This is a genomic window from Streptomyces sp. Y1 (assembly GCF_041053115.1).
Lineage (GTDB): Bacteria > Actinomycetota > Actinomycetes > Streptomycetales > Streptomycetaceae > Kitasatospora > Kitasatospora rubellomurina.
In genome coordinates this window covers 831,113-852,816 of record NZ_CP163445.1, presented here as the reverse complement: position 1 = coordinate 852,816, position 21,704 = coordinate 831,113, and the positions used below count along the sequence as shown (strand labels likewise).

The window sequence follows — 21,704 nt, the reverse complement described above, 5'->3', positions numbered from 1 at the left end:
ACAGCTCCAAGCCCGCAGCCCGTACAGCCCGCAGCCCGCAAGGAACGGAGCACCCCCGTGCCGAACGACGCCCTCGTGTCCCCGGCCGAACTGACGGTCTCCCAGGGCGTCGCCGCGACGCTGCCGGACGGGCGGCCCGTCACCCGCTGGACCATCGGCTCGCCGGACGGGGTGCGGGCGGAGGTGCTCAGCCTGGGCGCCCGGCTCCAGGCCCTGCACGCGCCGGACCGGGACGGGCGGCGGGCGAACGTCGTCCTCGGCTGCGAGCGCGTCGAGGACATGCTCGGGGAGGGTGCGTACCTCGGCGCGACGGTCGGCCGCTACGCCAACCGGATCGCCGGCGGCGTCCTGCCCCTCGACGGCACCACGCACCGGCTCACCACCCAGCCGACCGGCCACACCCTGCACGGCGGAACGGACGGCTTCGCCACCCGGCTCTGGGACGGCGTGCCCGTCCGGGAGGGCCGACGGGCCGGAGTGCGCCTGCGGCTGCACAGCCCGGACGGCGACCAGGGGTTCCCGGGAGCGCTCACCGTCGAGGTGACGTACCTGCTCGACCCGGACGGCCGGCTGTGGATCGGCTACCGCGCGACCACGGACGCGCCGACGGTGGTCAACCTCACCAACCACGCGTACTTCAACCTGGCCGGTGAGGGCCACGGCACGGTGCTCGACCACCTGTTGCGCGTCGAGGCCCGCGGCTACCTCCCGGTGGACGCCGGGCTGATCCCGATCGGGCCCGCCGAGCCCGTCCTGGGCACGCCCTTCGACCTGCGCGAGGCCCGGCGGATCGGGGACCGCGTCGTCGACGAGGACCGCCAGATCCGCCGGGCCGGGGCCGGCTTCGACCACAACTGGATCCTGGACGGGACCGGCTTCCGGCGGGCCGCCGTGCTGAGCCACCCGGCCAGCGGCCGGCGGGTCGAGTGCCTGACCACGGAGCCGGGGCTGCAGGTCTACACCGGCAACCACTTCGACGGCACGCTGAGCGGCCCCTCCGGCCGTCCGTACCGCGCGTACGCGGGCGTCGCGCTGGAGACCCAGCACTTCCCGGACTCGCCGAACCGCCCCGCGTACCCCTCCACCGTCCTGCGCCCCGGGGAGGAGTTCCGCTCGATGACGGTGTACTGCTTCTCGGCCGGGTAGCGGAGCAGCGGAGCCGTCACCGGGCGGACAGCGAAGGGGTGGTGGACCCGGCGGGGTCCACCACCCCTTCGCGCTCAGGCCGGCCTCGGCCAGCAGGTCGAGGTCTTCCTCGAACCGCTCGTACGGCTGGTACTCGTGGTAGTGGGCGGCGCCGAACAGGACGCGCGGGCGCAGCGGGAACACGGGTGCACCTCGGAGGCATGAAGGGCCCCGGCTGTCGGGGCGGCAGCCGGGGCGAGGAGGACGCGGCGGGTCAGGAGGCGGTGCCGGTCACCGTGGTGCCGGACTTGGTCACCCGGTAGGTGACGGTGGCGCCGCTCCAGAAGTGGAAGGTGAGCGTGGCCGGGGTGCCGTCCTTGAGCGCGTCGAGGAAGTCGGGCTTGAGCACCAGGGCGTTGCCCGCGTAGTCCGGCGCGAAGGCCGTGTTGAACGCCTGGAACGGCGTCCAGCTCGCCGAGCCGGCGTTGCTGCCGTCGGCGTACCTGGCCTCCATGGTCGCCAGCTGGTCCCCGTTGAACCGGGTGGGGATGGTGAGCGCGGTGGTGGTCCCGGTGGCGGCGGACACCGCCGGCTTGTCGAAGGAGATCACGTGGAGCTGCCAGGGCCGGCCCTGCGCGTAGCGGACCTGGAGGGTCGCGTTCTCCCCGTAGGCGCGGTCGCCGGCCAGCCGGGTGAGTGCGGCGGAGGTGAGGGTCAGCTGGTGTTGATGACCGGCTCGTTGACGCTCTCCATGAGCAGCGTGCGCGGCTCGTCCTGGAAGGTGGTGGCGATCTGCTGCCAGGTGGAGTTGAAGCGCGCCATCACCTTGTCGTGGTCGTGGCGATGTCGGCGATCCACTTCCACGAGTCGTGGTGCACGTTGATCTCGACGTAGAGGCCGTCGGCCAGGGCCAGGTCGACCACCTGCTTGACGCGGTTCAGGTACGTCGCGTCGACGGTGTACGGGGCGGTGTCGGGCTGGTGGGTGTACCAGGTGACCGGGATCCGGACGCTGCGGAAGCCCTCCTTCTTCAGGTGGTCGAACAGGGTCTTGGTGGTCAGCGGGTTGCCCCAGGAGGTCTCGTCGGGGATCGCGTCCAGGGTGTTGCCGAGGTTTCCAGCCGGGCTGCATCCGGGCGACGGCGTCCATGGCGTTGTGCGGGACCCGGTCGGCCGTCGCCTCCTGGGCCTGGGCGGGGTCGATCGGTGCGGCGGCGGCGGTGCCGCAGGCCAGGCTGCTCGTGGTGGCCAGGGCCACCACGATGCCGGCCGCCCGGCTGAGCCTGCGGGAGCGCTTGGTCTGGCGTGCGTCGTTCACGGGTCGTCCCTTTCGGGTGAAGGGGGTGGGTGGGCGAGCCCCGGCGGGTGGCCAGGGGGATCGGGGAGCCCGACGGGACGTCAGGGGAGGCGGAGCGGCTCGTAGTCGAAGCGGTCGAAGTGGACGGTGCCGGCCGCGGCGTACATGCCGATGACCCGGCCGGTGAAGCCGCCGGCCACCTCGGTGGACAGGTAGCGGCCGTCGAGGGTGGCGAGCGCCGTGAAGGTGCCGTCCGCGTCCTCGACGCCGAGGGAGACGGTGTCCGGACCGGACCGCGCCTCGTGCGGGGGCGGCGCGTCGATGTCGACGCCGAGCACCACCGCCCCGGCGGGCACCGGCGCGGAGGCGACCTCGGTGCGCACGGAGCCGATCCGGGCGATCACGGCCACCCGGCCGGCGGCCGCCTCGATCTCGTAGTGGTGCTGCTCGTCCAGCCGGACGGCCAGGCCGCCGCGGCCGTCCGCGGGATCGATCAGGGCGCGGGCCCGGCAGGCGAGGTGTTGCTGGCGGCGGCCGACGAACACCGCGTCGTTCTCGTCCAGGGAGGCCCCGGCGGCGCGCAGGGTCAGCCAGCCGGAACGTTCCTTCGTGGTGCACAACTGCTCCGGGCGCTCGCGCACCGAGATCCACCGGGGGTGCAGCTCGGCCCGGTCGAAGTCGTCCCGGGCCGGTACGGCCGCCGCCGGGTACAGCGGCCAGGCCGGGGCGGGCAGTTCGGCGGTGACCTCGCCGACGACCGGCCAGCCGTCCACCCACTCGACCGGTGCGAGGAAGGTCTCCCGGCCGAGCACGTGCCAGCCGGGGGTGCCGCCGCGCGGCCGGACGGCCAGCAGCACCGTCCACCAGGAGCCGTCCGGGGCCTGGACCAGGTCGGCGTGGCCGGTGTTCTGGATCGGGCGGGGGGTGCTGCGGTGGCTCAGGACCGGGTTGGTCGGGCACGGCTCGAACGGGCCGTTGGGCGTGCGGCCGCGGGCGATGGCCACGCCGTGGCCGCGCTCCGTGCCGCCCTCGGCGATCATCAGGTACCAGTACGCGCCGATCCGGTAGAGGTGCGGCGCCTCGGGGGCCTGGGCGCCGGGGGTGCCGGACCACACCGGCTGCGGCGCGCCGAAGGTCTCGCCGGTCGCCGGGTCGAGGCGCACCTGGGAGACGCCGGCGACGGTGCACCAGCAGCTGCCGTCCTCGTCCCAGGCGAGGTCCGGGTCGATGCCGGGCACCCCCGGCGCCGGGATCGGGTCGGACCAGGGGCCGGCCGGGTCGGTGGCGGTGAAGAGCACGTTGCCGCCGCCGCCGACGATGGTGACGATCAGCCAGAAGCGGCCGTCGTGGTGGCGCAGGGTCGGCGCGTAGATCCCGGCCGAGGACGGCATCTCGGGCGACAGGGACAGCTGGCTCGGCCGGTCCAGGGCGTTGCCGACCTGGGTCCAGTGCACCAGGTCGCGGCTGTGGAAGACGGGGATGCCGGGGAACTACTCGAAGCTGGAGCAGGCGAGGTAGTAGTCGTCGCCCACGCGGCAGACGCTGGGGTCGGGGTGGAAGCCGGGGATCACCGGGTTGGGCACGGTGCCGGGCTGGGGCTGGTCTGACACGTGGTCGGTTCCTGATTCGTGACGTGGGGGTTCGTGACGTGGTGGTTCGGGGCGGTGGCCGCCCCGCCGGGCGCGCCGATGCGCGTCAGGCGGGGGGTGCCGTGTTCGCCGAGGTCGATCTCCAGCTTCTGGATGCGCGAGTACCAGTGGTGCGACTTCGCGTGGGACGAGGAGACCTTCCCGGACCCGGCCGGACGGCCCCGGCGAGACCGCCCGCTTCCAGCTGTGCCGCACCGGCGACCGGATCCGGGTGACCACGGACAGCCCGCACCCGTGGCAGCTGCGGATCGGCGGCCCGGACGGCCCGCTGCACGTCGGCCCGGCCGGCACCGCCGAGGCCGAGCTGCCGTTCGAGGCGTGAGACCCGGGCCCCGCCCGCCCGTGCGGTGGTGGGCGGGGCCCCGCTGCGTTTCCCATCGGCGTCCGGTCGGACGCGCGCCGAGCCGGGTCGTGCGGGCGGCACGACCCGGCTCGGTCTTCACGGCTGCGGTCAGCGGGCGCCGAGGAGGTGCTCCAGGGCGAGCTGGTCCAGCTGCTCGAAGGCCATGCCGCGCCCGGCGGCGGCGTCCACGTCGAACTCCTCGAAGGCGGAGCGGTCCGCCAGCAGCCCGGCCAGGCCGTCCCCGGCCGTGGGCAGCGCCAGTTCGGGCAGGCGGGAGGCGGCGAGCGCGGCCCGCACCTCGGGGTCGGCCCGGAAGGCGCGGGACCGCTCGGCCAGCAGCAGGTAGTTGCGCATGCAGCCGGCCGCCGAGGCCCAGACACCGTCGAAGTCCTCGGTGCGCGGCGGCTTGAAGTCGAAGTGCCGGGGGCCCTCGTAGCCGGCCGACTCCAGCAGGTCGACCAGCCAGAAGGCCTGTCGCAGGTCGCCCGCGCCGAAGCGCAGGTCCTGGTCGTACTTGATGCCGGACTGGCCGTTGAGGTCGATGTGGAACAGCTTGTCGTGCCACAGCGCCTGGGCGATGCCGTGCGGGAAGTTGAGCCCGGCCATCTGCTCGTGGCCGACCTCCGGGTTGAGGCCGACCCGCTCGGGGCGCTCCAGCGCGTTGATGAACGCCAGGGCGTGGCCGACGGTGGGGAGCAGGATGTCGCCGCGCGGCTCGTTGGGCTTGGGCTCGATCGCGAAGCGCAGGTCGTAGCCCTGCTGCTCGACGTACTCGCCGAGCAGGTCGAAGGCCTCCTTCAGCCGGTCGAGCGCGGTGCGCACGTCCTTGGCCGCGCCGGACTCGGCGCCCTCGCGCCCGCCCCAGGCGACGTAGACCGAGGCGCCGAGTTCGGCGGCCAGGTCGATGTTGCGGATGGTCTTGCGCAGCGCGTAGCGGCGCACGTCGCGGTCGTTGGCGGTGAAGGCGCCGTCCTTGAACACCGGGTGGGTGAACAGGTTGGTGGTCGCCATCGGGACCTTCAGCCCGGCGGCGTCCAGCGCGGCGCGGAAGCGCTTGACGGTCTCCTCGCGGGTGGCGTCGCCGGCGCCGAAGGGGATCAGGTCGTCGTCGTGGAAGGTGACGCCGTAGGCCCCGAGCTCGGCCAGGCGCTGCACGGTCTCGACCGGGTCGAGGGCGGGGCGGGTCGCGTCGCCGAAGGGGTCGCGCCCCTGCCAGCCGACGGTCCACAGGCCGAAGGTGAACTTGTGCGCGGGGGTGGGGACGAGCGGGTCACTGGACATGGAGCGGCTCCGGATCAGTGCCAGGGGTGTTTGCAATGGCTCTTAACAAACTAGTATGCCGAAACGTCAGAAGGAACCCCCTGGAGGAACGCATGGCTGAGCAACGCGTCGTGATCGGCTTCGACAGCTCCACGCAGTCCACCAAGGCCCTCGCCGTCGACCTCGACACCGGTGCCGTCCTCGGCCAGGGCCGCGCCCCGCACGACGTCAGTACGGGCGCCGGCCGTGAGAGCGATCCCGAGCAGTGGTGGCGGGCGCTCGGCGAGGCCGCGGCGGCGACCGGCTGGGCCGACCGCGCGGCCGCCGTCTCGATCGCCGGCCAGCAGCACGGCCTGGTCACCCTCGACACCTCCGGCGCGCCGGTCCGCCCGGCCCTGCTCTGGAACGACGTCCGCTCGGCGCCCCAGGCCGACGAACTGAAGGCCGCGATCGGCGCCGCCGAACTCGCCCGCCGCACCGGCAGCGTGCACACCGCCGCCTTCACCGCGCCCAAGTGGGCCTGGCTGCGCGCCGAGGACCCCGCCGCCGCCGAGCGCGTCGCCGCCGTCCGCCTCCCGCACGACTACCTGACCGAGCGGCTGACCGGGCAGGCGACCACCGACCGCGGCGACGCCTCGGGAACCGGCTGGTGGGGCCCGGACGGCTACGACAAGGACATCCTCGACCGCATCGGACTCGACCCGGCCCTGCTGCCGCAGGTCCTCGCGCCGGGCGCCCGGGCCGGCGTCGTACGCCCCGGGACGGCGCTGCGCGCGGGCGCACCGGTGGCCACCGGAACCGGCGACAACATGGCCGCCGCCCTCGGGCTGGGCCTGCGCCCCGGCCAGCCGGTGCTCAGCCTCGGCACCTCCGGGACGGTCTACGCCGTCGGCCGCACCAGGCCGGCCGACCCGAGCGGCACCGTCGCCGGCTTCGCCGACGCCCTCGGCGGCTGGCTGCCGCTCGCCTGCACGCTCAACTGCACCCTCGCCGTCGACCGCTTCGCCGCGCTGCTCGGCCGCGACCGCGACGAGGTCGAGGAGGGCGGCACCGCCGTCGTCCTGCCCTACCTCGACGGCGAACGCACCCCCGACCTCCCGGGCGCCTCCGGCCTCGTCCACGGGCTGCGCCACGACACCACCCCGGGCCAGCTGCTCCAAGCCGCCTACGACGGCGCCGCCCACGCCCTGCTCACCGCCCTGGACGACGTGCTGCGCGCGGGCGGCGCCGACCCGGCGGGCGACGAACCGCTGCTGCTGATCGGCGGCGGCGCCCGCGGCCGGGCCTGGCAGCGGACCGTCCTGCGGCTCTCCGGCCGGGCCGTCCAGGTGCCCGACGCGGGGGAACTGGTCGCGCTAGGCGCCGCCGCCCAGGCGGCCGCGCTGCTCACCGGCGAGCCCGCCGACGCCGTCGCCCGCCGCTGGCGGACGGCCCACGGCCCGGTGCTGGAGCCGGTGCGGAAGGACGAGGACGCGCTGGCGCGGATCGGCGATACCCTGCGTCGGGCCGGGGCCTTGCAGGGCGCTCCGGCCGAGGACCGGTAGGAGGGGCAGCGCGTGACGGTGGTCGGCAGGGCGGGCAGGAGCGCTTCGAACGGGCCCGCGTCGCAACAGGACATGCGCCGGCAGAACCTCGCGGTGGTCCTCGGCGCGGTCGCGGCGCACAGCCCGCTCTCCCGGGCGGACGTCGCCGGACGCGTCGGCCTGACCAGGGCGGCCGTCTCCTCGCTGGTCGACGAGCTGATCGGGCGCGGCGCGGTGACCGAGGCGGCGGCCACCGCCAGCGGCCGCCCCGGCCGCCCCGGACGGGCGCTGGCCCTGAGCGGCCAGGGCCCCGCGGGCCTCGGCCTGGAGATCGGCGTCGGCCACCTCGGCGCGTGCGTGGTGGACCTGAGGGGCGAGCCACGGGTGTGGCGCCGGGAGGAACGGGCCAACGCGGGCCGGCCCGCCGGGGAGGTGCTGGCGGAGGTCGCCGCGCTGGCCGCCGCGGCGGAGGCCGAGGCCGCCGCCCTCGGGCTGCGCGTCGACGGCCGGATCCTGGCCGTGCCGGGTGTGGTGCCGAACGAACCCGGCGGACTGGTCGAGCGCGCGCCCAACCTCGGCTGGCGCGGCGTCCGGCTCGCCGACCACTGGCCGGACGCGGACACCGTGCCCGAACCGGAGAACGAGGCCAACCTCGGCGCGCTGGCCGAGTACTGGAACGCCGGGCAGCCCGCGGAGACCTTCGTGCACGTCTCCGCCGGGACCGGGGTCGGCGCCGCCCTGGTCATCGACGGGCGGCTGTTCCGCGGCGCCCGGGGCTTCGCCGGCGAACTCGGCCACCTCCCCGTCCACCCGGACGGCCCCGGCTGCGCCTGCGGCGCCCGCGGCTGCCTGGAGCAGTACGCCGGCGAGGCGGCCGTGCTGCGCGAGGCCGGTCTCGCGCAGTACGGCCCGGGCGACGCCGTCGCCCTGCTCGCCGAACGGGCGCGCGCCGGGCACCCGCCGACCCTGGCGGCGCTGGAGCGCGCGGGCAGTGCTCTGGGCCTCGCCCTCACCTCGGCCGTCGACCTCATCGACCCGGACGGCCTCGTCCTCGGCGGCGCCTACGCCGACCTCGCCGACTGGCTGCTGCCCGCCGTCCGCGCCGAGTTGGCCGCCCGGGTCACCGTGCGGCCCTGGGCGCCGGAGGCGCTGCGCCCGTCCGCCCTGGGCCGGCGCGGTCCGCTGCTGGGCGCGGCGCTGACGACGGTCCGCCGGATCATGGCGGACCCGACCCTGCTGCCGGCGGGGTGACCCGGGCGGCTCCGGTCAGTCGTGCTCGACCACGACCATCGCGTGCCCGTCCGTGGTGGTGACCCGCACGTGGACGTACTTGCCGTCGCGCTCCCAGGCCGGCTCCCGCCCGGCGGGCTGCAGCCGCACCGAGCGCGGCGCGTCCGCGAGCCGGATCGCGACGGGCACGTCGACCAGCGGGAACGCGTCGTGCACCAGGTCCAGCTCGGGGGTCTCCCGGGACGGCAGGAAGCTGATCAGGTGCACCACGGTGCTGGTGGCGGTCCGGACGACGGTGGTCTCCAGGTGGACCGGCCCGCCCGCGCGGACGAGCGGGTCCGGCAGCAGCCGGTCCAGCGCGGCGCCGAGCAGCTGACGGTACGTCTCCAGGCCGTGCTCGTGGAAGGCCTCCAGCAGCGACACGGTCACCGCGGCCACCCCGTCGCCGACGACGACGGCCGCCTCGTCGGTCGGGTCGGCCGGGGGCGTGTAGGAGTGGCCGCAGAAGCGGTCCCGGAGCGGGGGAAGTAGGGCGCCACGATCCGGGCCAGCACCTCGGCGCCGGGCAGCGCCCGGGCGGCCAGCCGGGCGCCGTGGCTGACGACCGGGAAGTCCTCCGGCGCACCGGGCACGCCCGCGCAGGCGAGGAAGACCTCGCCGGCCGGAGCCGGGGCCAGGCCCTCGACCGGGAGCTCCGGCAGGGTCGGCTCGGTGCCGTTCCTGAGCAGCGCGGGCCCGACCAGCAGCACGGCGCCCCCGGCCCGGCGGTACGCGCCCAGGCGCTCGGCCAGGTCGTCGTCGACGGGGGTGCTCTCCGGCACCACGACGGCCCGGTAGCCGCCCAGGTCGGCCGTGGGCGGGACCACGTCGAACTGCGCGCGGAGCTGCTGCAGGGCCCGGACGGCGCCCATGGTGCTCGCGCCGGGGTTGTCGCCGAGAGCGGGGTCGACGACCACGGCGACCTCGCTGACGACCCGTCCGCCCTCGAGGAACGGCGCGCACGCCTCGATGTGCCGGTAGGCCGAGCCGATCAGCTCGTACGCCGCCCGCGAGGGCACTCCGCGCGGGTGCAGCACGTCACCGATGCCGCCGGTCAGACCGTGGCTCAGCATCTGGCTGGTCTCGTAGTGCAGGGCCGCCCGGGGCTTGAGGGCGGCGTTGTCCCCCCAGCGCTCGTGGAAGCGTCCGGTGTGGCTGAGGACGGGCAGCCCGAGCGGGCGGACGAAGCGGGCCACGTACGGCAGGAACGCGTAGCCCCAGCCGCCGGTGGGCAGCCCCTCGATCTCGACGTGCCGGAGGAACTGCCGCTACTCGAACAGCCCGGTCTTCGGCCGGCTGTTGAACCAGGCGCCCTGGACGGCGTCCGGGGGCAGGGCCTTGTCCACCATGGCGGAGTAGCGGGCCATGGAGCGCCGGGCCACCAGCTCCGCGTAGCGGTCGCGGTGGTCGGCGTCGGCCGGGTCCAGGCCCTCCCGGCGCATGCCGTCGGTCGCCCAGCGGCTCGCGCTGGGCTGGTTCCAGCACATGTCGATGAAGATCCCGTCGACCGGGGCGAAGCGGCGCAGCACCTCTGCGGGCTGTGATGTGGGCGGCTGGAGCGGTCGCTCATGCCGGCCTCGCCGAGCGCGCGGTAGCGGTCGGCCCAGCGCTTGGCCGTGGTCGGCGAGACCTGGAAGCGCTCGGCTGCCCTGCGCAGCGGCCAGCCGTCCTCCACGATGCAGCGGGCCAGACGCAGGCGTCCGGTCTCGGTCAGCGGTGCGGCATGAGGGCCTTTCTGAAGTCGGTGCAGATGTCGCAATCCGCACCGAGCCAGAAGGCCCTCACTCATTTCAAGATCACCACGCCGTGAACCCCGTCACCAACCTCCGTGGTCAGTACACCTAGGTCGGGCCCCGGTGCCCTGCGCTCCCGGCGGCGGGCGGGGGCACGGGTCACGGCACGACGACCAGCTTCCCCCGGGTGTGCCCGGTGCGGCTGGCGTCGAAGGCCTCGGCCGTCCGCTCCAGGGGGAAGGTCCGGGCGACCTCGACGGTCAGCGCGCCGCGGTCCACCACCGCCGCGAGTTCGGCGAGCTTCGCGCCGTCCGGGCGGACCCAGATCCAGTGGCCGCCGTGCTGCGCCACGCCGGGGTCGGCGATCGAGATGTGGCGCCCGCCGTCGGCGAGCACGGCGAGCGTCGTCTCCAGCTGGCCGCCGACGAAGTCCGCGACGGCCGACACACCGCCGGGCGCCAGCGTACGCACCCGCTCGGCCAGGCCGTCCCCGTACGTCACCGGTTCGGCGCCCAGCTCGCGGAGGTACGCGTGGTTGCGCTCGGAGGCGGTCCCGATCACCCGGGCGCCGCGGTCGCGGCCGAGCTGCACCGCGAGGCTGCCCACGCCGCCGGCGGCGCCGTGCACCAGCAGGACGTCGGCGGGGCCGACCCCGAGCCGGTCCAGGCTGCGCAGCGCGGTGAGGCCAGCCAGCGGCAGCCCGGCTGCCTGCGCCCAGTCGAGTCCGGCGGGCTTGCGCGCCACCGCGGGCGCGGCGACCGCGACGTACTCGGCGAAGGTGCCGGCCTGCACCGCGTCCTTGCGGGCGTAGGCCATCACCTCGTCCCCCGGGGCGAACTCGGGCGTGTCGGGGCCGGTGCGGGTGACCACGCCGGCCACGTCCCAGCCGGGGATGGCGGGGAAGACCGTGTCCATCATGCCGTCCAGACCGCCCGCCATGACCTTCCAGTCGACCGGGTTGACGGACGCGGCCCGGACCTGGATCAGCACCTGACCGGGACCGACCTTCGCGTCGGGCACCTCGCCGTACTTCAGCCGGGAGTTGTCCGGGGCGAAAGCGTCGTAGGTCACCGCGCGCATGAATCGACCTCCAAGGAGCCGGTGTTCGGCCTCGCGCACCGCCACCGGGCGGGCGGGCGCCGTCGGCCACGCTATGCCGACGACGGACGCCCGGCACCCGCGCACCGCCGTCTGAGCGGTCCGGGCCCGCCGGACCGGCGACAGCCGCGGCCGGGGGCCGAGGCCCGTCCGACCGGTGGGGCGGCCGTGCGGGAGCCGAACGTCCACAGGGCTGTTCAGCGGCTGGCCGACGACGGCCGCCCTCCCGCATCCTCCAGGGGCGGCCGACTTCCCGGCCGCACCTGCCCGATGACATGGAGAGGGGAACAGCCATGCCCGACGTGACCGGTGGGAAGGCCGATCCGAGCGCGGCGCCGGCCGAGGGGCCCAACGAGGAGCCCAACGAGGATCCCGACGAGGAGCCGGCGGGAGCCGAGGCCGACCAGGCGGACGACTGAGCCACGCGGGAAGTCGGCCCCGCCGACTTCCCGTTCCAGCACCTGCGAACGGGCCCGCCGCGACCGCGGCGGGCCCGGGATGCTGCCGGGCGGTCAGCACGCGGCGAGCCGGGTGGCCGGGCCGCCGACCTGGGTCCGAAGCGCTTGTCGTAGCCGCGGGCCCACTCGAAGTTGTCGAGCAGGGAGCAGAGGTAGTAGCCGCGGATGTCGGTGCCGGCGTCGATGGCGGACAGGCCGGTGGGGTCGATCGGCCAGCCCATGGCGGTGACGTCCTCGTCGGCGAGGTGGAACGCGACGTCCTCGGCGCCGGGCCAGGGCGAGGACGCGCCGCCGCCGTGAACCAGGGCGGGGCGCGGTCGTGACGACGGTTGGCCGGGCTGGAAGCGCTTCCGCAGGGGAGCGGCTCCATCGGCGCGGTGTCAGCCGGAGACGGGCGGCGCGGATTCGCGGACGGTCAGGCGGGTGGGCAGGACGAGCGGGCTCGGGTCCTGGCCCTCGATGACGGCGGCGAGCATCCGGGCCAGCTCCAGTCCGAGCGCGCGCACCGGTTGGTGCACGGTCGTCAGCGGCGGGTCGGCGTAGAGGGCGCTGGCGAGGTCGTCGAAGCCGACGACGGCGACGTCCTCGGGGACGCGCCGGCCGTGCCGGCGCAGGGCGCGCAGCGCTCCCAGCGCCATGCCGTCGTTGGCCGCGAACACCCCGTCGATGTCCGGCCGGTCCGCGAGCAGCCGTTCCGTCGCGGCCTCGCCGCCGGCCTGGGTGAAGCCGCCCGGCGCCACGCCCGCAGGAGTCAGGCCGGTCAGCAGCAGCGCCTCGCGGAAGCCCTGTTCCCGGGCGACGGCGGCCTGCAGGTCGACCTGACCGGTGATCATCGCGAGGTTACGGCGGCCGCCGCGCACCAGGTGCTCGACGGCCAGGCGCGCGCCGCCCCGGTTGTCAGCGTCCACGTACCACCGGGGCGTGCCGTTCATCGGCAGGCCGCCGAAGACCACGGGAAGGTCCGTCTCCTCGGCCAGCCGGCCCAGCGGATCGTCGCCGCGCACGGCCATCAGCACGAGGCCGTCGGTCCGGTGGGAGCTCAGGATGCGCCGCAGGCGCTCCTTGCCGCGGGGCGTGTCGGCCAGCAGCAGGACCAGTTCCAGGTCCGTCCGGTCGAGGAAGGAGCTGACCCCCACCGTGACCTCGGCGAAGAACGGGTCGGCGAACAGCCCGGGTTCCTCGCTGGACACCGCCAGCACGACCGACCCGGCGCGCCGGGTCGCCAGCGCCCGCGCGGTCGGGTTCGGCACGTAGCCCAGCTCGCGGACGGCCCGCTCCACCGCGGCGCGCTTGGCCGCGCTCACGTGCGGCACGTTGTTGATGACGCGGGACGCCGCCGTGCGGGAGACCCCGGCCCGGGCGGCGACCTCGTCCAGTGTCGGCTGGCGTCGTGGGGACGTCTCCATCGCGATCGTCGATCCTCCTGCTGCCGGCGGGCGTTCTCCGGACCATGGTTCCACAGGCATCCGGTGCCCCGGGGCGATCGGCCGGCCCTCTGGCTCAGCTTTTCGGAAGCGCTTCCACACTCCAGGGCCAGGTGGGCCGTTCCGCCGGCCGAGCGACGGATCCGGCCGGCCTGTGACTGAACTATGGCTGTGACCAAGCATTCTTGACGGTGCGTTCGAGACCCGTGGCGGATGCCTTGACACCGGTTCGGATCGGCTCAATCATCTGGAAATTGGAAGCGCTTCCAGCTTTCGCCCCCGTCTCACCCCCACCCCCGTCTCGCCCCCCACCCACCCCCCACCCGTGGAGGAAGCACCATGCGCCGCTCGCTCCGCAGGCTCTCCCTGCTCCTGGCCCCCGCGCTCACCGCCCTCGTGGTCGCCGCCCACCCCGGAACCGCGTACGCCGCCGACCCCACCACCATGACCAGCGGCTTCTACGTCGACCCCGACTCCAGCGCCCAGCAGTGGCTCAACGCCAACCCCGGCGACGGCCGCGCCCCCGCCATCCGGTCGTCGATCGCCAACGTGCCGACGGCGCGCTGGTTCGGCAACTGGAGCGGCACCATCGGAACGGCGACCGGAGCCTTCGTCGGCGCCGCGGCCGCCCACGGCAAACTGCCGGTCCTGGTGGCGTACAACATCCCCAACCGCGACATCTGCGCCGGCCAGTCCGGCGGCGGAGCGGGTTCCGACGCCGACTACGCCACCTGGATCGCCGCCTTCGCCGGCGGCATCGGCAACCGGCCCGCGGTGGTCGTCCTCGAACCCGACTCGCTCGGCGACGAGAGCTGCATGACGCAGAACCAGATCACCGCCCGCAACGCCCTGCTGCGCAACGCCATCGCCCAGTTCAACGCCAAGGCGCCCAACACCTGGGTCTACCTGGACGCCGGGAACCCGGCTTGGCTCAGCGCCGACACCATGGCCCGTCACCTGGCCGCGGCCGGCGTGAGCGGAGCCCACGGCTTCTCGCTCAACGTGTCCAACTTCCTCCCGACCGCGCAGAACACGGCGTACGGGAACGCCGTCAACGCGTCGCTGCGGTCGGCGAACGGGTTCACCAAGCCGTTCGTGGTCGACAGCAGCCGCAACGGCAACGGATCGGACGGCGCCTGGTGCAACCCGGCCGGGCGCAGGATCGGCACGCCCACGCAGGTTGGCGGCGGCGCCGAGATGCTGCTGTGGATCAAGGCGCCGGGCGAGTCGGACGGCAACTGCGGCACCGGCGCCGGCTCGACGGCCGGACAGTTCCTGCCGCAGGTCGCCTACAACCTGATCCACGGCTACTGACCCCGAGGAACCGACAGAGCTCACGGGGCAAAGTCTGTTAACGCTCACAAAAGAAGGCGCGACCCCGGCCGGACATCCTGCCGGGGTCGCGGTGTGCGCGGGGTGGTGAGAGCCGGTCAGCGGTGCTGGAGGGTCAGCAGGCCCGGGCGCCAGGGCAGCTGGTCGTAGGGGCCGGTCGCGTTGGGGGCCTTGCCCTGGTAGAGGAGCTGCAGGTTGCAGGGGTCGATGGTCATGGTCTGGTCGGGGTTGTTGCGGACCAGGTCGCCGTGGCTGATGTCGTTGGTCCAGTTGGCGCCGCTGTTGGCCTTGCCGGCGAAGGGGGCGTTCTCGCTGCCGGCCTGCGGGGTCCACGAACCGTTGAGGCTGGTGGCGGTGAAGGAGCGGAAGTAGCGCTGCTCGGTCGCGCCCCGGGCTTCGACGATCATGAGGTACTGGTTCCGGTCCTTGACCTTGTAGACCTGGGGGGCCTCGAAGAGGTTCTTCACCGTGTCGGTCATGACGGTGGTGTACGAGGAGCCGAAGTTGCCGGGGAAGTTCCCGATCGGCATGCTCGCCCGGTAGATGCTGCCGTTGTCACCGGCGAAGAACAGGTACATGTTCTGGCCGTCGGCGATCAGGGTCTGGTCGATCGGCCCGGTGCCGGAGTTGGGGATGCTGCCGGTGAACAGCGGCTGCGGCGCGGACCAGCCGTTGGGGTTCGTCGGGTTGGTCGACGTGCGGTAGACGAAGGGCCACTGGCCCCACTGGTACGCCAGCACCCAGATGTTCTTGGGCGCGAAGTAGAACAGCGTGGGCGCCACCGCGGCCTGGCCCATCCCGGTCTGTCCGGTCGAGGCCATGTCCGACCAGTTGGAGAAGGGGCTGAACATCATCGAGCCGTACGAGGACCCCGACACGTTCGAGGCGTAGATCAGGTGCTTGCCGTTGTAGACCACGTCGGTGAAGTCCTTCACCGAGGCCCACCCGTTCGCCGGCTGCGCCAGCGCACCCGTCGACGACCAGTGGTACGTCGACGGCAGCGCGCAGCCGAGCTCGCCGGCGCCCGTCCGCGCGGTGTCGGTGGCGGCCTGCGCGGTGGTGACGCCGAGCGTGGCGGCCAGCGCCGCCACGGCCGCGACCACGGCGGTGAGCGCCCTGGTCGGCCGACCCGGGCCGGACTTCCGTGCACGCATGGGGATCTCCTTCGTCATCGGGCGCTCACGGTGAGGTCGGAGCTGCCGCTGCTCCGGTAGCCCTCGGTCGCCAGGATTTCGTAGTTCATGGTGCCGAGGCGCATGCCGTGCCCGGCCCAGGCGTCGAAGTGGTTCGCGACGGTGATCGTCCCGCCGGTGCGCGTGCCCCGGCGGACGCTCCAGTACTGGTTGAAGGTCCTGATGCCCTCGATGGACGGGGCGTTGTAGCGCGTCGTCTCGTAGATGTCGTAGGTGCCGCCGTCGCTGGTGACGGTGCCCTTGTACGCGCCGCTCGGCCGGTAGGAGCCGTAGTTGTCGACGACGTAGTACTCGACGAGCGGGTTGGTGCTCCAGCCGTAGAGCGACAGGTAGGCGTTGCCGTTGGTGCTCCAGGTGCCCGAGTAGGAGACCGGCCTGCGCGAGCCGGTGCTCCAGCCCTTGCCGGCCACGAAGTTGCCGGCGTTGGACCAGGAGGTGCCGTAGCGGCCGCCGCCGTTGAGCGACATCGAGACCGCGCCGGAGCCCTCGGTCCAGAACGAGTAGAAGTACCCGCCGTCGGTGCCGGTCTGGTTCGTGGTCACGGTGGCGGCGTCGGCGGTGCCGGGCAAGACCAGGACGACGGCGAGGGCCGGCACGATGAGGTGCGCCTTGCGGACGGTCCGCCGGAGGCGGCCGACCTTGCGGCTCTTGGGGTGGGGAGCGTTCACGGAGGTGATCCGTCCTGCCGAATGGGTGGGGGTGGGGCGCCGGTCCTGTGCCACGGGAGGAAGCCGGCTGGTCGTCAGTTCCGCGCTGCCCCACGCGGATTGGCGACCTCGGGGGCCGAGGTCGGGAGCCGCGGCCATTGGCACGACAGTGTTGGCCTGCGCGTGACAAGCTGTCAATGCTTTCGACAGGGTGAGCGAAAGTGTCGGTCCTGTGTGGTCCAGTCCACCTCGGGAGAATCTCTGGTCAAAGGCTTGCCTGTTGAGACATCCGTCGAGACCCTCGCGGATCCTCCACCTGTGAGCGGTAACTTTCGCGGGTCGGTCGAGCCTGGCGAGCGGATCGATCGAAAGTTTCGGGCCTCACCGGGCGGGCGGGACCGGGCTTCCCGTGGCGGCGGCGCGGACGAGCCAGAGCGTCGCCGCCAGGCACAGCGCGGAGACCGTCCCGAGCACCAGCGGCACCGAGCGGACGCCCAGCGACTCGATGGCCCGGCCGAGGGCCGGCCCCGCGACGACACCGCCGACCATCGAGGCGGCGATCACCAGCGCGCCGGCCCGGCGGGCGCGGGGTGCGGCGCGGTGGAGCCAGGGCAGCCCGGTGGGGAAGATCGGCGCGATGAACAGACCGACGCCCGCGTAGGCGTACGGGGCGACGCCCGGCACGGCCGCCAGCGCGAGGCAGGCCGTCATCCCCGCGCAGGACACCGTGATGATCGACTCGGCGGAGAAGCGGAGCGTGATCGGGGCCACCAGGAAGCGTCCGGCGGTCATCATCAGCCAGTACACGGACGTGGCGGTGGCGGAGAGCCCGGCGCCGTAGCCGACGGCCTCCAGGTGCGTCGGCTCCCAGCCGCCCACACCCGCCTCGATGCCGACGTGCAGGACGTACAGGGTGACGAAGACGGCCAGCACCGAGCCCAGGCTGCGCCCGAGCACGCTCCCGGGGGCCCGGTCCGTGTCACCGGCGTCGCGCGTCGGCTGCGGGGCCCGGCCGTGCACACCGCGCAGGCACAGCAGCAACGGCAGGTTCGCCGCGGCGAAGGCGAGGAAGAGCGCCGGGTAGTGGTCGGCGCCGACCGCGCCCACGAGCGCGGGGCCGAGGACGGCGCCGATGCCGAAGTGGGCGTTGAGCACGTTCAGCATCGCCGCCGAGCGGCGGCCGAAGCCCACGGCGAAGAGCTGGTTGAGGCCGTAGTCGATGCCGCCGAAGCCGAGCCCGGCGAGCAGCGCCATCGCCAGGGCGGCCGGCCAGTCGGGGGCCAGGGCGAAGCCCGCCGCGCCGACCGCCATCAGCAGGTAGGAGGCGCCCAGGATCCGGCGGTTGCCGATGCGCCCGAGCAGGCGGTCGAAGACCAGGACGCCGGCCACGCCGCCGACGAAGTGCGCGCTCAGGCCCAGTCCGGCAGCCGCGGGGGAGAGGCCGAAGTCCTCCCGCAGTGCGGGGATCGCCGGTCCGTACAGGGCCTGGAGCGCTCCGATGAGGACGAACCCGGCGCAGGAGGCCACCGTCGCGGTCGGGCTGAACAGCCGGGTGCCGGAGGCGGTGGAGGCCGCTTCGGCGCGCTGGGCGGTCGATCGGTCGGGCACGTGCGCTCCAGGGGGTGGGCAGGGGCGGGTTGACCACGGGTCAGGGATCGCTCTCGACGACTGTGAACGCTCTCATCGCCGTTGTCGTCGACGCAAGGGGATTCGAGCGGGCCGGCCGTGCGCGCGTGCTCAGCCCGACGCCCGGACGACGAGCCGGGTGGGGAGCACGACCGATTCGCCGGGCGCCGGATCGCGCAGCAGCAACTCCAGGGCGCGGGCGCCGAGTTCCTCCACCGGCTGGCGGACGGTGGTCAGCCCGGGGCGGCACCGCGCCGCGACGGGGGCGTCGTCGAAGCCGATCAGCGCCACGTCCTCGGGCACCCGCAGCCCGCGCCGCCGCAGGGTCCGCAGGGCGCCGGCCGCCATCTGGTCGGAGGCGGCGAAGACCGCGTTCAACTCCGGCCGCTGGTCCAGCAGCCGCTGCATCGCGTGCTCGCCGGAGGCGCTGCCGAAGTCGCCGTACGCCACCGCGGGCCGGAGCGCGGCCGCCGCCGCCATCGCCTGCTGGTAGCCGGCCAGCCGGTCCGCGCCGGCCGCGGTGTCCGGCGGCCCGGCGATGGTGGCCACCGCCCGGCGCCCGGAGGCGCACAGCCGCCGCACCGCCTCCCTGGCGCCGGCCAGGTTGTCCGCGTCCACGAACGCCACCGTGCCGGGCTCCGGCGGGCGGCCCAGCGACACCACCGGGACCCTGGCGGCGTGCAGCAGCCGGATGAGCGCGGTGTCCCCCCAGGGGCCGACCAGCAGCACTCCGTCGACGTGGCCGCCGCACAGGTAGCGCAGCAGCGGCGGCCGCCGGGAGCGCCTGGGCACCGTGAAGACGGCCAACTCCCGCTCCGCGCACGGCAGGGAGCGCCGCAGCCCGGCCAGCAGCCGCACCGGGAAGGCGTCCGCGTGGTACTGCGTCGGATCGCCGAAGACCACGACGGCCACCACGCCCGTCCGCCGGGCACTGGGCGCCCGGCGGCGGACGTAGGCGAGCTCGTGCACCGCCCGTTCCACCCGGGCCGCCACGTCGGTGGAGACCCGGGCGGAACGGTTCAGCACCCGGGAGGCGGTCGCGATGGAGACACCGGCCCGGCGGGCGACCTCGGCCAGGGTCGGAGCGGGGTCGGCGCTGGGGTCGGTGCTGGGGAAGGTCTGAGGCATGGGGGCCGTCCTGGATCGACACTCGACACGGGAACTGCACCCCGAACACATCGCGCGGAACTCCATGCGCGGAACTCCATGCGCGGAACTCATCGCACGGAGCACATCGCGCGGAACTCGTCGCACGGAACTCGTCGCGCGCCGGTTGACCCACCGCTGCCAGCTTCGCCGGTCCGCTGACCGGCGTCAAGGGAACGGGCGCGCTCACACACCCAGGTCAGGCAACGTGCCCCGGCGGATCACCTCCGCGTACCACCGGGCGCTGTCCTTGGCGGTCCGGGCCTGGGTGGGGTAGTCCACGTGGTACAGGCCGAACCGTTTGCCGTAGCCGTGCGCCCACTCGAAGTTGTCCGTGAGCGACCACAGGAAGTATCCCCGCACGTCGGCGCCGGCGGCGATCGCCCGCCGGACGGCGTCCAGGTGTCCGCGCAGGTACGCGATGCGCTGCGGATCGTGCACCGCGCCCTCGGGCGTCAGCCGGTCGTCGAAGGCGGCGCCGTTCTCGGTCACCATCAGCGGGAGCCCGGGGTGTTCGCGGTGGAGGCGCAGCAGCAGCTCGGTCAGGCCGCTCGGGTCGATCGTCCAGCCCATGGCGGTGCGCGGGCCCGGGGCGCGGGTGAAGAGCAGGTCGCCGCAGCCGGCGAAGGGGGACTGGGCGCCGTCGCCGTGGCCGGCCTCGCTCGCGGCGGCGGCGTCCGGGGCCTGGCCCTCCGGCAGGGCCGACACCACGGTGGGGGTGTAGTAGTTGACGCCCAGTAGGTCGATCGGCCGGGCGATCGTGGCCGGGTCGCCGTCGTGGACCAGCTCCGACCAGTCGACCAGGTGCGCGGTGTCGCTGATCAGGTCGGCGGGGTAGGCGCCGTCCAGCATCGGGCCGGTGAAGACGCGGTTGCCCACCGCGTCGATCCGGCGGGCGGCCTCGCGGTCCGCCGCGGAGTCGGTGCGGGGCCGCACCGCGTGCAGGTTGTGCGACACGGCGATCCGGGCGTCGTGGGGCAGCGCCGTGCGCAGCGCCTCGACCGCGAGGCCGTGGCCGAGGTTCAGGTGGTGGGCGGCGCGCAGGGCGGCCGTCCAGTCGGCGCGGCCCGGGGCGTGCACCCCGGAGCCGTAGCCGAGGAAGGCCGAGCACCAGGGCTCGTTGAGGGTGGTCCACAGGCCCACCCGGTCGCCGAGCGCGTCGGCCACCAGGGCGGCGTAGTCGGCGAAGCGGCCGGCGGTGTCGCGGGCCGGCCAGCCCCCGAGGTCCTCCAGGGCCTGCGGCAGGTCCCAGTGGTAGAGCGTCAGCGCGGGCTGGATGCCGTGTTCGAGCAGCTCGTCCACCAGGCGTCGGTAGAAGTCGAGGCCCTGTTTGGCGGCCGGCCCGCGGCCGGTCGGCTGCACCCGGGACCAGGACACCGAGAACCGGTAGGCGCCCAGGCCGAGTTCGGCCATCAGCCGGACGTCCTGCCGGTAGCGGTGGTAGTGCTCGGTGGCGCGGTCTCCGGTGTCGCCGCCGGCGATCCGCCCGGGCGTGCGGCTGAAGGTGTCCCAGATCGAGGGCGTCCGGCCGTCCTCGTCGACGGCCCCCTCGATCTGGTACGCCGCCGTCGCGGCCCCCCAGAGGAAGCCGGCGGGGAAGTCGGGGAGGGCGGGCGGGGCGGTGTCGGCCGGGGCGGTCTCGGCCGGGGACACCTCGGTGTGCGCGGAAGTCATGGCTGGCCTTTCCACGTCCAGTGGGGGAGAGAAGATGACTGACTGAGCATCAATTCTTGACCGCGCCGGCGGTGATGCCGCCGACGACGTGCCTGCCGAGGAGGGCGAAGACCAGCAGCAGCGGTGCCGTCCCGAGCAGTGATCCGGTGAGGATGACGGCCTGGTCGGAGTCGTACGAGCCGCCGCCGAGGCCGGCCAGGGCGACCTGGACGGTGGGATTGCTCTGGCTCAGCGCGATCAGCGGCCAGAAGAAGTCGTTCCAGGACTGCACGAAGACCAGCATGCCGAGCACGGCCATCCCGGGCCGGGCGATGGGCAGCACCACGCTCCACAGGATGCGCAGGCTGTTCGCGCCGTCCATCCGGGCCGCCTCGACCAGTTCGATCGGCAGCGCCTCGGACAGGAACTGCCGCATGAAGAACACCCCGAACGCGGCCACCAGGTTCGGCAGGATCACCGACTGAAGTCGGTCGGTCCAGTGCAGTTCGGCCATGATCTGGTACAGCGGGATGACGCTCAGCTGGGCGGGCACCGTCATGGTCGCCACCACCAGGCTCAGCAGGGCGTTGCGGCCCCGGAACGGCAGTTTGGCGAAGGCGAAGCCGGCGAGCGTCGCGAACAGCACGGTGCTGGCGGTCACGCAGCTCGCCACCACCACCGAGTTGAGCAGCGCCTCGCCCATGTGGACCTGGTTCCAGGCGATGTCGAGGTTGTGCCACAGGCTCCCGCCGGGCAGCAGGGGCGGCGGGGTCTGCGCGATCCGGCTGCCGGAGGTCGAGGCGCCGACCAGGGTCCAGTACAGCGGGAAGAGGGAGAGGACGGCGACGACGATCAGCACCGCGTACGTGAGCGGTCCGGCTCCGGTGAGGCCGCGTGCTCCCGCACGGCGCCCCGGGTTCCTGGCCATT

Annotated in this window: 17 protein-coding genes and 5 pseudogenes; 5 read left to right on the top strand and 17 right to left on the bottom strand. The window is 74.2% G+C overall.

Translation table 11 applies throughout. The annotated features are described in order from the left end of the window. Positions 1–90 precede the first annotated feature (90 nt). Positions 91–1,146, top strand: a complete 1,056-nt coding sequence (locus tag AB2U05_RS03490; protein ID WP_369185885.1) for an aldose epimerase family protein — start codon at positions 91–93, stop codon at positions 1,144–1,146. Between the two features lie 253 nt (positions 1,147–1,399). Here AB2U05_RS03490 and AB2U05_RS03485 read toward each other — a convergent pair whose 3' ends face one another. From AB2U05_RS03485 to xylA, 4 genes and pseudogenes are all read right to left on the bottom strand, one after another. After that, entirely contained in the window at positions 1,400–1,735 is a 336-nt protein-coding gene (locus AB2U05_RS03485; protein ID WP_369182386.1) for a hypothetical protein, read from the bottom strand. A gap of 211 nt (positions 1,736–1,946) precedes the next feature. Further along, the gene (locus AB2U05_RS03480; protein ID WP_369185884.1) at positions 1,947–2,159 is read right to left on the bottom strand and encodes a cellulase family glycosylhydrolase; all 213 of its coding nucleotides are present in this window, start codon (positions 2,157–2,159) and stop codon (positions 1,947–1,949) included. Between the two features lie 363 nt (positions 2,160–2,522). Further along, a pseudogene (locus AB2U05_RS03475) lies at positions 2,523–4,031 on the bottom strand (glycoside hydrolase family 43 protein). Between the two features lie 490 nt (positions 4,032–4,521). Next, positions 4,522–5,694: a xylose isomerase gene (gene xylA, locus AB2U05_RS03470; RefSeq protein ID WP_045709318.1), complete on the bottom strand. Its 1,173-nt coding sequence runs from the start codon at positions 5,692–5,694 to the stop codon at positions 4,522–4,524. 92 nt (positions 5,695–5,786) lie between these two features. On the opposite strand from xylA, the gene xylB reads away from it, so the two are divergent. Next, the gene (gene xylB, locus AB2U05_RS03465) at positions 5,787–7,217 is read left to right on the top strand and encodes a xylulokinase (RefSeq protein ID WP_369182385.1); all 1,431 of its coding nucleotides are present in this window, start codon (positions 5,787–5,789) and stop codon (positions 7,215–7,217) included. A gap of 72 nt (positions 7,218–7,289) precedes the next feature. Continuing rightward, positions 7,290–8,447 (top strand): ROK family protein, encoded by a 1,158-nt coding sequence (locus tag AB2U05_RS03460; RefSeq protein ID WP_369182384.1) that lies wholly within the window; start codon positions 7,290–7,292, stop codon positions 8,445–8,447. 15 nt (positions 8,448–8,462) lie between these two features. Here the strand turns inward: AB2U05_RS03460 and AB2U05_RS03455 are convergent, their stop codons facing one another. The 5 genes and pseudogenes from AB2U05_RS03455 to AB2U05_RS03435 form a co-directional block, all read right to left on the bottom strand. Further along, positions 8,463–8,855 carry a hypothetical protein gene (locus tag AB2U05_RS03455; RefSeq protein ID WP_369182383.1) on the bottom strand — a complete coding sequence of 131 codons (393 nt, stop codon included), beginning with the start codon at positions 8,853–8,855 and terminating at the stop codon, positions 8,463–8,465. Beyond that, positions 8,852–9,661 carry a beta-galactosidase trimerization domain-containing protein gene (locus tag AB2U05_RS03450; protein ID WP_369182382.1) on the bottom strand — a complete coding sequence of 270 codons (810 nt, stop codon included), beginning with the start codon at positions 9,659–9,661 and terminating at the stop codon, positions 8,852–8,854. Before AB2U05_RS03450 ends, AB2U05_RS03455 begins: the two co-directional genes overlap by 4 nt. Before the next feature lie 72 nt (positions 9,662–9,733). Next, positions 9,734–9,994 carry a hypothetical protein gene (locus tag AB2U05_RS03445; protein WP_369182381.1) on the bottom strand — a complete coding sequence of 87 codons (261 nt, stop codon included), beginning with the start codon at positions 9,992–9,994 and terminating at the stop codon, positions 9,734–9,736. After that, positions 9,994–10,254 (bottom strand): annotated as a pseudogene (locus AB2U05_RS03440) (leucine zipper domain-containing protein); the annotation flags it as partial. The gene AB2U05_RS03445 and the pseudogene AB2U05_RS03440, both read right to left, overlap by 1 nt. A 103-nt stretch (positions 10,255–10,357) precedes the next feature. Next, positions 10,358–11,278 (bottom strand): NADP-dependent oxidoreductase, encoded by a 921-nt coding sequence (locus AB2U05_RS03435; protein ID WP_369182380.1) that lies wholly within the window; start codon positions 11,276–11,278, stop codon positions 10,358–10,360. 311 nt (positions 11,279–11,589) lie between these two features. On the opposite strand from AB2U05_RS03435, the gene AB2U05_RS03430 reads away from it, so the two are divergent. Beyond that, positions 11,590–11,715, top strand: a complete 126-nt coding sequence (locus tag AB2U05_RS03430; protein WP_369182379.1) for a hypothetical protein — start codon at positions 11,590–11,592, stop codon at positions 11,713–11,715. A gap of 134 nt (positions 11,716–11,849) precedes the next feature. On the opposite strand, the pseudogene AB2U05_RS03425 reads toward AB2U05_RS03430, so the two are convergent. Together AB2U05_RS03425 and AB2U05_RS03420 are read right to left on the bottom strand one after the other, a co-directional pair. After that, positions 11,850–12,035 (bottom strand): annotated as a pseudogene (locus AB2U05_RS03425) (family 1 glycosylhydrolase); the annotation flags it as partial. A 99-nt stretch (positions 12,036–12,134) separates the two neighbouring features. Further along, positions 12,135–13,160, bottom strand: a complete 1,026-nt coding sequence (locus tag AB2U05_RS03420) for a LacI family DNA-binding transcriptional regulator (protein WP_369182378.1) — start codon at positions 13,158–13,160, stop codon at positions 12,135–12,137. Positions 13,161–13,517: 357 nt separating this feature from the next. Between AB2U05_RS03420 and AB2U05_RS03415 the strand changes: the two genes are divergently transcribed. Further along, positions 13,518–14,492, top strand: coding sequence for a glycoside hydrolase family 6 protein (locus tag AB2U05_RS03415; RefSeq protein ID WP_369182377.1), 975 nt, complete (start codon positions 13,518–13,520; stop codon positions 14,490–14,492). A gap of 116 nt (positions 14,493–14,608) precedes the next feature. On the opposite strand, the pseudogene AB2U05_RS03410 reads toward AB2U05_RS03415, so the two are convergent. The 6 genes and pseudogenes from AB2U05_RS03410 to AB2U05_RS03385 form a co-directional block, all read right to left on the bottom strand. Beyond that, positions 14,609–15,517 (bottom strand): annotated as a pseudogene (locus tag AB2U05_RS03410) (non-reducing end alpha-L-arabinofuranosidase family hydrolase); the annotation flags it as partial. 173 nt (positions 15,518–15,690) lie between these two features. Then, a pseudogene (locus AB2U05_RS03405) lies at positions 15,691–16,371 on the bottom strand (glycoside hydrolase family 11 protein); the annotation flags it as partial. A gap of 360 nt (positions 16,372–16,731) precedes the next feature. Then, positions 16,732–17,958 (bottom strand): sugar MFS transporter, encoded by a 1,227-nt coding sequence (locus tag AB2U05_RS03400; RefSeq protein WP_369182376.1) that lies wholly within the window; start codon positions 17,956–17,958, stop codon positions 16,732–16,734. Between the two features lie 129 nt (positions 17,959–18,087). Then, a complete protein-coding gene (locus AB2U05_RS03395) occupies positions 18,088–19,104 on the bottom strand; it encodes a LacI family DNA-binding transcriptional regulator (RefSeq protein WP_369182375.1) in 1,017 nt (338 codons plus the stop codon). Between the two features lie 204 nt (positions 19,105–19,308). Next, complete coding sequence (locus AB2U05_RS03390) at positions 19,309–20,796, bottom strand: glycoside hydrolase family 1 protein (protein ID WP_369182374.1); 1,488 nt, start codon at positions 20,794–20,796, stop codon at positions 19,309–19,311. A gap of 49 nt (positions 20,797–20,845) precedes the next feature. Next, the gene (locus AB2U05_RS03385) at positions 20,846–21,703 is read right to left on the bottom strand and encodes a carbohydrate ABC transporter permease (RefSeq protein WP_045708718.1); all 858 of its coding nucleotides are present in this window, start codon (positions 21,701–21,703) and stop codon (positions 20,846–20,848) included. Position 21,704 lies beyond the last annotated feature (1 nt).